The sequence below is a fragment of the Sphingopyxis sp. H115 genome (genome assembly GCF_001468465.1).
Taxonomy (GTDB): domain Bacteria; phylum Pseudomonadota; class Alphaproteobacteria; order Sphingomonadales; family Sphingomonadaceae; genus Sphingopyxis.
This window is the reverse complement of the sequence record NZ_LNSA01000008.1, coordinates 79,238-91,247: the sequence shown is the minus strand read 5'-3', so window position 1 is coordinate 91,247 and position 12,010 is coordinate 79,238. Positions and strand designations below refer to the sequence as shown.

The window sequence follows — 12,010 nt, the reverse complement described above, 5'->3', positions numbered from 1 at the left end:
GTGGGCCGGAACGCCGGCCTTCGATCAATCTGCGTCGGTTTCGACCGGCCCGGCGGCCAGCGGCGCTGGGTCGCCGTTCAGCGCACGGTTCAGCGCGTCGCGGTCGAGCGCATTTTCCCACTTGGCGACGACGATCGCCGCCAGCGCATTGCCGATGAAATTGGTGAGCGCGCGGCACTCGCTCATGAACCGGTCGATGCCGAGAATGAGCGCGAGCCCCGCGACAGGCACCGACGGCACCACCGTCAGCGTCGCCGCGAGCGTGATGAAGCCTGCGCCGGTCACCCCCGCCGCCCCCTTCGAGCTGACCATCGCGACGAGAAGCAACGCGACCTGGTCGCCCAGGCTGAGGTCGACCCCCGTCGCCTGCGCTACGAACAGCGCCGCCAGCGTCATGTAGATATTGGTGCCGTCGAGGTTGAAGCTGTATCCGGTCGGCACGACCATGCCGACCACGGGTTTGGCGCATCCGGCCTTTTCCAGCTTTTCCATCAGGCTGGGCAGCGCCGCTTCGGACGAGGATGTGCCGAGCACGAGCAGCAGTTCGGCCTTCAGATAGGCGATCAGCCGGAAGATCGAGAAACCCGCGACCCGTGCCATCGCGCCGAGCACGACGATCACGAAGAACAGCGAGGTCAGATAGAAGGTCGCGATCAGCGCCCCCAGATTGGCGAGCGATTCGACGCCATATTTGCCGATCGTGAAGGCCATCGCGCCGAACGCGCCGATCGGAGCGAAGCGCATCAGCATCGCGACGATCCGGAAAAAGACGACCGAGGTCTTTTCGAGCATACCCAGTACCTGCGCCCCGGCGGCGCCGGTGTGCGACAGCGCGATGCCGAACAGGATCGCGACGAACAGCGCCTGCAGGATCGACCCCTCGGTCAGCGCCGAAACAAATGTCGTCGGAATGATTTCGAGCAGAAAGGCGGTCAGCGTCGCTTCATGCGCCTTTGCCTGATATTGCGACACCGCGCCGGCATCGAGCGTCGCAGGATCGATATTCATCCCCGCGCCCGGCTGGACCAGATTGGCCACGATCAGCCCGACGATCAGCGCGAGCGTCGAAAAGAACAGGAAATAGGCAAAGGTCTTGACCGTCAGGCGGCCGAGCGTCTTGGCCTCGCCGACCGAAGCGATGCCGGTCGCCACGGTCAGGAAAATCACCGGCGCGATGATCATCTTCACCAGCTTGATGAATCCGTCGCCCAGCGGTTTGAGCGCGACGCCGGCTTCGGGGACAAAGTGGCCGAGCAGTACCCCGCCGAGAATGGCGCCGAGCACCTGCACATAGAGGTGCGACCACCAGGGACGTCGTCCCGTGGCCTTCGGTATCGCATTCATATCGATCGTGGCGGCCACTGGCCTCTCCCCATATCAGCGGCCGTTATTCGGCCTCGAGGGGAAAATAGGCGGGCGGACGAAGCCGGGTCAAACTGCAACACCGCATTATCAAATATATGATAATATTATATTTTATTTGATGGACACTGAACGCCGAAGGCAGAATGTGCGAAAATCCGCATAGATATATCGAAAACTGTGCAATAATCCGCACATGGCATCACTTTCCGATTCGCATCCTGGCCTGCCCCGGCTCGACCGGCGGCGGCTGCTGTTCGCGGCGATCGCCGGGGCGCTGATCCTGCTTGTCGCCGCGCTGGGCCTTTCCCGATGGGCGGCCGGACATGCACGGACGCAGGCCGATGCCGACGCCCGGCAGAATGCACGCGCGCATGCGAGTCTGCTCGAAAGCGAGCTGCAGAAATTCCGGTTGCTGCCGCGCGTGCTGACCGAATTTCCCGACGTGCGCCTGGCGCTCGCGGACAAGAGCGCCGCGGCGTCGCGGCGGCTCGACCGCGAACTGGAGCAATTAGCAGAGCGGACCGATGCCGCGGTGATCTATGTCATCGGCGCCGACGGCACGACGATCGCCGCGAGCAACTGGCAGGCACCGACTAGTTTCGTCGGTCAGAATTACCGTTTCCGGCCCTATTTTCGCGGTGCGATGCAGCGCGGCGAAGCCGAATTGTTCGCGCTGGGCACCGTCAGCGGCCGCCCCGGCCTGTTCCTCGCGCGCCGCGTCGCGGCCGGCGGGCGCGCGCTCGGCGTGATCGTGGTCAAGGTCGAGTTCGACAAGCTCGAGGCCAAATGGACCGATTCCCCCGCGACGACGCTCGTTACCGACGATGCGGGGATCGTCATCATGACGAGCGAGCCCGGCTGGCGTTTCCGGTCGTTCGGTCCGATCTCGCCCGCCACGCAGCAACGGTTGCGCGGAACGCGAAGCTATGGCGACGCGCCGCTGGCGCCGCTTTCGACCCGGCAGGCCGACGGCGACGTGCGAATTGTCGAGGGGGCCAGCGCGACGCTCTATCGTCAGGCCGCCCAGCGCGTTTCGCTGCCCGGCAGCCGGCTCCACGTCCTGCAGCCCGCGCAGCCTGCCCGCGACGGCGCCAACGCCACCGCACGCGTGCTTTTCCTGATCTTGCTGATCCTTGTCGGCGCCGCCATCCTCGCGCTGCTGCGCCTCGTCGAGCGGCAGGCGCTTCGCCACGCGGCGCACGTCGCGCTCGAACGCGAGGTCGCGGCGCGCACGCAGGAGCTGCGCGGCGCCAATGCCGAACTGCAACAGGCGGCCGAGCGACAGGCCGAAACCGACCGCCGCTACCGGGCGGCGCGCGAGGAACTGGCGCAGGCGAGCCGGCTCGGGTCGATCGGCCAGATCACCGCCGGGGTGGCGCACGAGATCAACCAGCCGCTCGCCGCGATCCGCACCTTCGCCGAAAACAGCCTGCGCTACCTGGAGCGCGCCCAGCCGGACAAGGCGCGCGGCAATCTGGACCATATCGTCGACCTGACCGCGCGCGTCGGCGCGATCACCAACGAACTGCGCAATTTTGCCCGGCGTAAGCCGACCCCGCTCGGCCCGGTGGCGCTGCAATCGGCAATCGAGGGCACCAACCTGCTGATCGGCGACCGGCTTCGCGCGCAGGGAATCGCGCTCGACATCGCGATCGACGATCAGGGCCTGTCCGTCCATGCTGACCGCGTCCGGTTGGAACAAGTCCTCGTCAACTTGCTCCAGAATGCCGCCGACGCCTTGCAGGGGCGCGACGCGTCGCGGATCGCTCTCCGCGTCCATGGCCGCAATCCGGTGTTCATCGACATCTGCGACGATGGCCCCGGCATCGCCGCCGACCTGTTGCCGCAACTGTTCACGCCTTTCGTCACCGGCCGCCCCGACGGGCTGGGACTGGGGCTCGCAATCGCGAGCGACATCATGGGCGAGTTCGGCGGCACGCTGTCCCTCATCCCCTCGCCGCTCGGCGGTGCGGGGTTCCGCCTGACGCTGAGGCCTGCATGAGCTTTTTTACCGGCGATCAGGCCATCTTCTTCGTCGACGACGACGCGGCGCTGCGCGAGGCGAATGTCCAGACGCTCGACCTTGCGGGCCTCGCGGTCGAGGCTTTCCCCGATGCGCGGAGTGTCCTGCCGCGGATCGATGCCGATTTTTCGGGGGTGATCGTCACCGATATCCGGATGCCCGGCATGGACGGGCTCGAACTGCGCGCGGCGATCCACGCCATCGACCCCGGCATTCCCATCATCCTGATCACCGGCCACGCCGACGTCGCGATGGCGGTCCGCGCGCTGCACGACGGCGCATTCGATTTCCTCGCCAAGCCCTTTGCCGCGGACCATCTGGTCGGCGCCGCGCGCCGCGCGCTCGCCCACCGCGCGCTGATTCTCGACAACCGCCGGCTGACCGCGGCGGCGGCGGCGATCGACAGCCCGCTGATCGGCGAAAGCCCCGCGATGCTGCGCTTGCGCGAGACGATCGCGCAGTTGGCGCAGGCCGACATCGACGTCCTGATCGAAGGCGAGACGGGCACCGGCAAGGAACTGGTCGCGCATATGCTGCACCGCCAGAGCCGGCGCAGCGCCGCGTCGCTCGTCGCGGTGAACTGCGCCGCGCTGCCGCAGGAACTGGCCGAGGCCGAGCTGTTCGGAAGCGACCAGATCGACCGCGCGACGGGCAAGCTGGGACAGGCCGGACGCATCCGTAGCGCGCATCGCGGGACGCTGTTCCTCGACGAGATCGACACGATGCATCCTGCGGTGCAGGCGAAACTGCTCCGCGTGGTCGAGGAACGCGAGGTCCAGCCGATGGGCGCCGCCGCCCCCGAACCCGTCGACCTGCGCGTCGTCGCGGCGACGAAGACCGACCTGATGGACGCGGTGCGTGCGGGATCGTTTCGCGAGGATCTTTATTATCGCCTCCATGTCGTGAAGCTGCGCATCCCGCCGCTGCGCGAGCGGCGCACCGACATTCCGCAAACCTTCGCCTATTTCCTCGACGAAGCGGCGGCGAAAATGGGACTCAAGGGCTTCCAGATCGACGACAGCGTGCGCCGTCACCTTGTCGAGCACGACTGGCCGGGCAATGTTCGCGAGCTCAAGAATTTCGCCTACAGCGTCGTACTCGACCTGCCTTCGGATCCCGGCCTGTCGCCGATAGCCGGCGAAGCCCCGCTGTCCGAACGGCTGCGCCGGTTCGAGGCGACGATCATCCAGGACACGCTGACGCAGACGCAGGGCAACATCGCCAAGACGATGGCGCGCCTCGGCGTCCCGCGAAAGACGCTCTACGACAAGCTGCAGCGCCACCGGATCGACCCGAAGCTGTTTCGGGGGTGAGGTCGGTGACGTCGGAACGCGACCGAAGGCGTCGATCGTCACCCCTCGCCCGGAACCCCGGCCTTGAATTCGGCGACCAGGTCGAAGCGGTCGCCGCGGAACAATTGCCGGACATGCGTCACGACCCGCCCGCTCCGCCAGGTCGTGCGATCGAGTTCGAGGCACGCCATCGCGGCGCCGGCCCCGAGCAATGCCGCTTCCCGGCGCGTCGGCGATACCGCGCGGATCACGTGCCGCACCTCGGTCCAAGGGATATGCGCGAGCAGCCACGTCCCGGGCGCTTCGCGTTCGAAATCGACTTCGCCCGCGTCGGGCACCTCGGCGAGCGAGATCAGCCGTCGTTCGAGTGCGAAGGGTTCGTTCGCCGCCAAATGGAGCCCGGCGACGCACAGTGCCGGGCCGGGAATCGCGCCGTCGCCTTGCCCGGCCGGTTCGACCGAAAGCCCCTGCCAGCGATAAGCTTCGCCACGCGCGGCGATCAGTTCGGCAAGGTCGGGGACGGTCATCACCGCCGAATGGACGGGTGGGTGCGCGACGAACGACCCCGCCTTGCGGCGGCGCTCGATCAGCCCCGAGGCTGCGAGTTCGCCGAGCGCCTTGCTCACCGTCGCACGCGCGCAACCGTACTGCGCCGCCAATTCCTGTTCGGTCGGGATTCGATGGCCCGGCCGCCATGCGCCCGAGCGGATCCGCCCGGCGATTTCGTCGCGGATACGCCGCGCGGGGGTCATGCGAGGATGCGCGTGACGCAGGCGCGATAGGCCTTTGCGATCGCGTCGCCGTCGACGTGGTGGCCCGCCGCGACGCGTTTGATGCCCGCGCGCCAAACACAGTCGATCGCGCCCGCGCGCGCGGCGAAAATCCAGCGGTCGAGCAACGTCGCATCGTCGGTGCCGGCAAAGGCCGGGTGATCGAGGTCGAGCGAGACGATGTCGCCGGGATTCCCGACGGCGAGCCCCGCGGGTACACCGAGCGCCTGCGCGCCGCCGTGCAGCGCGTGCGCAAAGAGATTGGCGCCGGCAAAGGGCACCGCCTCGCTCGCCAGCAAGGCCCGCGCGCGCTGCGCCAGCCGCTGCGAATATTCAAGCGTGCGGAGTTCCTGTGCGGCGTCGACCAGGATATTGCTGTCGGTGCCGACCCCGAAACGACCGGCCGCCGCAAGATAATCGACTGCCGGGAAAATCCCGTCGCCCAGATTGCCTTCGGTGATCGGGCAGAGTCCGGCGACGGCGCCGCTCGCGGCGAGCCGCGTCACTTCGTCCGCGTCGAGATGGGTCGAATGGATCAGGCACCAGCGCGCATCGACCGCGGCGTTATCGAGTAGCCATGCGACCGGCCGCGCGCCGCTCCAGGCCACGCAATCGGCGACTTCCTTTTCCTGTTCGGCGGCGTGGATATGGACCGGGCCGGTGGGCGCCATCGCGAGCAGCGCCGCGAGTTGATCGGGGCCGACGGCGCGCAACGAGTGCGGCGCGATGCCGATATTGGCGTCGCCCGCAAGCTTTGCACGTGAGACGTCGAGAAGCGCTGCGAACCCGTCGATATCGTTCAGGAAACGCCGCTGGCCGTGGCTGGGCGCCGCGCCGCCGAAATTGCCATGCGCGTAGAAGACCGGCAGCAAGGTCAGGCCGATGCCCGTCGCCGCGCTCGCTTCGACGATCGCGCCCGCCATCTCGGCCCGGTCGGCATAGGTCGCGCCCGCGGGATCGTGGTGGAGATAGTGGAATTCGCCGACGCGGGTGAACCCGCCCTCGAGCATTTCGGCATAGGCCTGTGCGGTGATCGCCGCGACATCCTCGGGCGTCAGCCGGTCGAGGAAGCGGTACATGATCTCGCGCCAGCTCCAGAAATTGTCATCGGGGCGGCTGCGGCGTTCGGACAGCCCCGCCATGCCGCGCTGGAAACCGTGGCTGTGGACGTTGCATAGGCCGGGAAGGCCCACGCGATGCCGCTCATCGCCGGCGCCCGCCGCGACGCCCGTTTCGACCGAGGCGATCCGGCCGTCGGCGACGCGCAGCCGCACCTCGTTTTCCCAGCGATCGTCGATCCATGCGCGTTCGAACCAGAGCGAAACCATCATCCGTCCTCATATTATGTCTAGACATAATGACGCATCGGCGCGAGACTGTCCAGATGGAGCAACGCTGGACGAACGCCCGACTCGCAACGATGGCCGGAGACGATCTCGGCCTGGTCGACGATGGCGTGGTAGTCGCAGACGATGGCCGGATCACCTACGCAGGTCCGGCGAGCGGCGCGCCCGCGGCCGCAGGAACAGTCCATGACTGCGAAGGTCGGCTGATTGCGCCGGGGCTGATCGATTGCCACACGCACCTGGTCCACGGTGGCAACCGCGCAAACGAATGGGCGATGCGGCTCGAAGGCGCGACTTACGAAGACATCGCGCGCGCCGGTGGCGGCATCGTGTCGACGATGCGCGCGACGCGCGCAGCGAGTGAGGAGGAGCTGGTCGAAAGCGCCCTACCCCGCCTCGACGCACTGATCGCCGAGGGCGTCACGACGATCGAGATCAAGTCGGGTTACGGGCTGTCGACCGAGGACGAGCTGAAGATGCTGCGCGCGGCGCGGGCGCTGGGCGAACGCCGGGCGATCCGCATCGAGCCGACCTTCCTCGGCGCGCACGCGCTGCCCCCCGAATATCAGGGCGACAGCGACGCCTATATCGACCTTGTCGTGAACGAAATGATCCCCGCCGCCGCGCCGTTTGCGACGGCGGTCGATGCTTTTTGTGAAGGCATCGGTTTCTCGCCCGGCCAGTGCGAACGCGTGATCGAGGCGGCCAAGGCGCGCGGCCTCGCGGTCAAGCTCCACGCCGAGCAACTGTCGGCACTAAGCGGCAGCGCGCTCGCCGCGCGGCACGGCGCACTGTCGGCGGACCATCTTGAACATGCGACCGACGACGATGTGTGCGCGATGGCCGAAGCGGGTACGGTCGCGGTGCTGCTGCCGGGCGCCTATTATTTCATGCGCGAGACCAAATTGCCGCCGGTGGACGCGATGCGCCGCCACGGGGTGCGCATCGCGCTCGCGACCGACAACAATCCCGGCACCTCGCCGACGACGTCGCTGCTGCTGATGCTCAACATGGGCGCGACTCTATTCGGGCTGACGGTGGTCGAGGCGCTGCGCGGGGTGACGGTGAACGCCGCCGCCGCGCTCGGGCTTGGCAACGAGATCGGTACGCTCGAACCCGGCAAGGCGTGCGACCTCGCGATCTGGGACGTCGGCGACCCCGCCGAGCTGGTCTACCGCATCGGCTTCAACCCGCTTCACCAACGCATCAAGGACGGACAATGATCATCGAGCCCGGGCATATTTCGCTCGCCGACTGGCGCGAAATCTATGAGGGCGCGAGCGCCGAATTGAGCGATAGTGCATGGGATGCGATCGACGCCAGCGCCGCCGCGGTCGCGCGGATCGTCGCGAAGGGCGCGCCCGTTTACGGCATCAACACCGGCTTCGGAAAGCTCGCGAGCGTTCGCATCGCCGACGACGATCTGGCGACGCTCCAGCGCAATATCGTGCTCAGCCATGCCGCCGGCACCGGGGCGCCGTCGCCGGCGAAAATCGTGCGATTGATGATGGCGCTCAAGCTCGCAAGCTTCGGCATGGGGGCATCGGGCGTCCGGCGCGAGACGGTGGCGATGCTGGAGGCGATGCTCGCCAGGGGCCTTACCCCGGTCGTGCCGTCGCAGGGTTCGGTCGGCGCGAGCGGTGATCTGGCACCGCTGTCGCACATGGCGGCGGCGATGATCGGCGTCGGCGAAATCGAGGTTGACGGCAAGACGCTGCCCGCCGCCGACGCGCTCGCGCAGGCGGGCCTCGTCCCTCTCGAACTCGGCCCCAAGGAAGGCCTCGCGCTCCTCAACGGCACCCAATTCTCGACCGCCAATGCGCTCGCGGGTCTGTTCCGCGCCGAAACCGTCTTCCGCTCGGCGCTGATCACCGGCGCGCTCTCGACCGAGGCGGCCAAAGGCTCCGACGCCCCGTTCGACCCGCGCATCCACGCGCTGCGCGGCCATGCGGGGCAACGCGAGGTCGGCGACGCCTTGCGCGGGCTGATGGCTGGATCGGCGATCCGCGCGTCACACGCAGTCGACGATCCGCGCGTGCAGGACCCCTATTGCCTGCGCTGCCAGCCGCAGGTGATGGGCGCCGCACTCGACCTGCTGCGGCAAGCCGCAACCACGCTCGGCATCGAAGCCAATGGCGTGTCGGACAATCCGCTGATCTTTGCCGACACCGACGAAGCCTTGTCCGGCGGCAATTTCCATGCCGAACCCGTCGCCTTTGCCGCCGACATGATCGCAATGGCGCTGTGCGAGATCGGTTCGATTTCGGAGCGTCGCATCGCGATGCTCGTCGACCCCGCGCTGTCGGGTCTCCCCGCCTTCCTCACCCCGCGCCCCGGGCTCAACTCGGGCTTCATGATCCCGCAGGTCACCGCCGCCGCGCTGGTCAGCGAGAATAAGCAGCGCGCCTATCCGGCGAGCGTCGATTCGATCCCGACTTCGGCCAATCAGGAAGATCATGTGTCGATGGCGGCGCACGGCGCGCGCCGCCTGCTCGACATGGCCGACAATGCCAGCGCGGTGATCGGCATCGAATGGCTCGCCGCGTGCCAGGGGATCGACTTTCACGCACCGCTGAAATCGAGCGATGCGTTGGAGGCGGCGCACAAGCATCTCCGCGCGGCGGTGCCGACGCTGGAAGACGACCGGCATTTCCATCCCGATATGGAAGCCGCGACCGCGATGATCCGCACCGGCAGCCTCGTCGTTGCCGTACCAGCCGACCTGCCGGGCGTCGGCTGATGGATTGGCTGCGCGTCCACCGCGGCGACGCGCCGCTCGTCATCGCCTTTCCGCACGGCGGCACCGATCTCGCCGGGCTCGACGAGCAGTTCGTGTCGCCCTGGCACGCACAGATCGACACCGACTGGTGGATCGCCGACCTCTACGCCTTCGCCGCCGAAATGGGCGCGTCGCTGGTCGCGATCGATATTTCGCGCAGCGTGATCGACATGAACCGCGACCCGTCGGGCGCGTCGCTCTATCCGGGGCAGGCGACGACCGAACTCTGTCCGACGACGACCTTCGATGGCGAGCCGCTCTACCGCTTCGATTTGCCCGACGAGGCGGAGATCATGCAGCGGCTCAACCTCTATCACCGCCCCTACCATGACGCGCTGACCGCCGAACTCGACCGCCTGCGGGCAGCCTTTGGCAAGGTCGTGCTCTACGACGCCCATTCGATCCGCAGCCAAGTTCCGCGCCTGTTCGGCGGCGAATTGCCGCAATTCAACATCGGCACCAACGGCGGTACGACCTGTGCGCCCGAATTGGAAACCATCGTCGCCAACATCTGCGCCGCGAGCGGGCACAGCCATGTCGTCAACGGACGCTTCAAGGGCGGCTGGACGACGCGCCACTACGGCCGCCCCGACGACGGCATCCACGCGATCCAGATGGAGCTGGCGCAGCGCGGCTATATGACCGAGCCCGATACGATCACCCACACCAACTGGCCCTCCCCCCTCGACCCCGCCCCCGCGATCCGGCCCGTGCTGGAGCAAGTGATCGCCGCGACCCTCGATTTTGCGAAAGGACGTAAATGACCCGTCTCGACAACAGCCGCGTGATCCGCCCCGCGACCGGCCCCGAGATCAGCGCGAAGAGCTGGCTCACCGAGGCACCGATGCGGATGCTGATGAACAATCTGCACCCCGACGTCGCCGAGGCGCCGCACGAGCTGGTCGTCTATGGGGGCATCGGCCGCGCGGCGCGCGACTGGGAAAGCTATGACAAGATCGTCGAGACGCTGAAGCGGCTTGAGGACGATGAGACCTTGCTGATCCAGTCGGGCAAACCAGTCGGCGTGTTCCGTACCCATGAAAATGCGCCGCGGGTGCTGCTCGCCAATTCGAACCTCGTTCCCGAATGGGCGAATTGGGAGCATTTCCACGAGCTCGATAAAAAAGGCCTGATGATGTACGGTCAGATGACCGCGGGCAGCTGGATCTACATCGGCAGCCAGGGCATCGTGCAGGGTACGTACGAAACCTTCGTCGAAATGGGCCGCCAGCATTATGGCGGCAGCCTTGCTGGCAAGTGGCTGCTCACCGCCGGCCTCGGCGGCATGGGCGGCGCGCAGCCGCTTGCGGCGGTGATGGCCGGCGCGTCCTGCCTTGCGATCGAATGCCAGCCGAGCCGCATCGAAATGCGCCTGCGCACTGGCTATCTCGACAAGCAGGCGGGAAGCATCGACGAGGCCATCGCGATGATCGAAGCGAGCCATGCCGAAGGCAAGCCGGTGTCGGTCGGCTTGCTTGGCAACGCCGCCGAAGTCCTGCCCGAGATGGTTCGCCGCGGCATCCGCCCCGATTTGCTCACCGACCAGACCTCGGCGCACGATCCGGTCAACGGCTATCTTCCCGCCGGATGGAGCCTCGACGAATGGTTCGCCAAGCGCGAGAGCGATCCCGCCGCAGTTGCCAAGGCCGCCAAGGCGTCGATGGCGGTGCATGTGCAGGCGATGCTCGACCTGCAGGCGGTGGGCGTGCCGACGACCGATTATGGCAACAATATCCGCCAGATGGCGAAGGATGAGGGCGTCGAAAACGCCTTCGATTTCCCCGGCTTCGTCCCCGCCTATGTCCGGCCGCTGTTCTGCCGCGGCATCGGTCCGTTCCGCTGGGCGGCGCTGTCGGGTGATCCCGAGGACATTTACAAAACCGACGCCAAGGTGAAGGAGTTGCTGCCCGACAACGCGCACCTCCACAACTGGCTCGACATGGCGCGCGAGAAGATCCAGTTTCAGGGCCTGCCCGCGCGCATCTGCTGGGTCGGACTCGGCGACCGCCACCGGCTCGGCCTCGCCTTCAACGAGATGGTCGCATCGGGCGAACTCAAGGCGCCCGTCGTAATCGGCCGCGATCATCTCGATTCGGGTTCAGTCGCCTCGCCTAACCGCGAAACCGAAGCGATGCGCGACGGGTCGGATGCGGTTTCGGACTGGCCATTGCTCAACGCCCTGCTCAACACCGCGAGCGGCGCGACCTGGGTGTCGCTCCACCATGGCGGCGGCGTCGGCATGGGCTATTCGCAGCACAGCGGCATGGTGATCGTCGCCGACGGCACGCCCGAGGCGGCGAAGCGGCTTGAGCGCGTATTGTGGAACGACCCCGGCACCGGTGTGATGCGCCATGCCGACGCGGGGTACGACATCGCGATCGACTGCGCGCACGAGAAAGGTCTCGACCTCCCCTCGCTCGCGCGGTGAGGGCGTC

General features: G+C 67.2%; 9 protein-coding genes. 6 read left to right on the top strand and 3 right to left on the bottom strand.

Features of this window, described 5'->3' with window-relative positions; translation table 11 throughout:
- Positions 1–24 precede the first annotated feature (24 nt).
- On the bottom strand, positions 25–1,344 hold the full coding sequence (locus ATE71_RS07900) for a dicarboxylate/amino acid:cation symporter (RefSeq protein WP_058802979.1): 1,320 nt from the start codon (positions 1,342–1,344) through the stop codon (positions 25–27).
- A 214-nt stretch (positions 1,345–1,558) separates the two neighbouring features.
- On the opposite strand from ATE71_RS07900, the gene ATE71_RS07895 reads away from it, so the two are divergent.
- Complete coding sequence (locus tag ATE71_RS07895; protein ID WP_058802923.1) at positions 1,559–3,367, top strand: sensor histidine kinase; 1,809 nt, start codon at positions 1,559–1,561, stop codon at positions 3,365–3,367.
- On the top strand, positions 3,364–4,701 hold the full coding sequence (locus ATE71_RS07890) for a sigma-54-dependent transcriptional regulator (RefSeq protein WP_058802922.1): 1,338 nt from the start codon (positions 3,364–3,366) through the stop codon (positions 4,699–4,701). The genes ATE71_RS07895 and ATE71_RS07890 overlap by 4 nt, the downstream gene beginning before the upstream one ends.
- A gap of 38 nt (positions 4,702–4,739) precedes the next feature.
- Here ATE71_RS07890 and ATE71_RS07885 read toward each other — a convergent pair whose 3' ends face one another.
- Both ATE71_RS07885 and ATE71_RS07880 read right to left on the bottom strand, forming a co-directional pair.
- Positions 4,740–5,432 (bottom strand): UTRA domain-containing protein, encoded by a 693-nt coding sequence (locus ATE71_RS07885; RefSeq protein WP_058802921.1) that lies wholly within the window; start codon positions 5,430–5,432, stop codon positions 4,740–4,742.
- The gene (locus ATE71_RS07880) at positions 5,429–6,778 is read right to left on the bottom strand and encodes a formimidoylglutamate deiminase (RefSeq protein ID WP_152998695.1); all 1,350 of its coding nucleotides are present in this window, start codon (positions 6,776–6,778) and stop codon (positions 5,429–5,431) included. The genes ATE71_RS07885 and ATE71_RS07880 overlap by 4 nt, the downstream gene beginning before the upstream one ends.
- A gap of 56 nt (positions 6,779–6,834) precedes the next feature.
- Here ATE71_RS07880 and hutI point away from each other — a divergent pair, with 56 nt between their 5' ends.
- The 4 genes from hutI to hutU are packed head-to-tail and all read left to right on the top strand — an operon-like array spanning position 6,835 to position 12,003.
- On the top strand, positions 6,835–8,019 hold the full coding sequence (gene hutI / locus ATE71_RS07875; protein ID WP_414892641.1) for an imidazolonepropionase: 1,185 nt from the start codon (positions 6,835–6,837) through the stop codon (positions 8,017–8,019).
- A complete protein-coding gene (hutH, locus tag ATE71_RS07870; protein WP_058802918.1) occupies positions 8,016–9,536 on the top strand; it encodes a histidine ammonia-lyase in 1,521 nt (506 codons plus the stop codon). The genes hutI and hutH overlap by 4 nt, the downstream gene beginning before the upstream one ends.
- Positions 9,536–10,339, top strand: a complete 804-nt coding sequence (gene hutG / locus ATE71_RS07865) for an N-formylglutamate deformylase (protein WP_058802917.1) — start codon at positions 9,536–9,538, stop codon at positions 10,337–10,339. The genes hutH and hutG overlap by 1 nt, the downstream gene beginning before the upstream one ends.
- Entirely contained in the window at positions 10,336–12,003 is a 1,668-nt protein-coding gene (gene hutU / locus ATE71_RS07860; RefSeq protein ID WP_058802916.1) for a urocanate hydratase, read from the top strand. The genes hutG and hutU overlap by 4 nt, the downstream gene beginning before the upstream one ends.
- Positions 12,004–12,010 lie beyond the last annotated feature (7 nt).

Bases quoted from the DNA above. Each gene is read 5' to 3' on its own strand.
- hutU (WP_058802916.1), top strand. From the start codon at position 10,336: ATGACCCGTCTCGACAACAGCCGCGTGATCCGCCCCGCGACCGGCCCC.
- hutG (WP_058802917.1), top strand. From the start codon at position 9,536: ATGGATTGGCTGCGCGTCCACCGCGGCGACGCGCCGCTCGTCATCGCC.
- ATE71_RS07890 (WP_058802922.1), top strand. From the start codon at position 3,364: ATGAGCTTTTTTACCGGCGATCAGGCCATCTTCTTCGTCGACGACGAC.
- ATE71_RS07885 (WP_058802921.1), bottom strand. From the start codon at position 5,432: ATGACCCCCGCGCGGCGTATCCGCGACGAAATCGCCGGGCGGATCCGC.
- ATE71_RS07880 (WP_152998695.1), bottom strand. From the start codon at position 6,778: ATGGTTTCGCTCTGGTTCGAACGCGCATGGATCGACGATCGCTGGGAA.
- ATE71_RS07895 (WP_058802923.1), top strand. From the start codon at position 1,559: ATGGCATCACTTTCCGATTCGCATCCTGGCCTGCCCCGGCTCGACCGG.
- hutI (WP_414892641.1), top strand. From the start codon at position 6,835: ATGGAGCAACGCTGGACGAACGCCCGACTCGCAACGATGGCCGGAGAC.
- ATE71_RS07900 (WP_058802979.1), bottom strand. From the start codon at position 1,344: ATGAATGCGATACCGAAGGCCACGGGACGACGTCCCTGGTGGTCGCAC.
- hutH (WP_058802918.1), top strand. From the start codon at position 8,016: ATGATCATCGAGCCCGGGCATATTTCGCTCGCCGACTGGCGCGAAATC.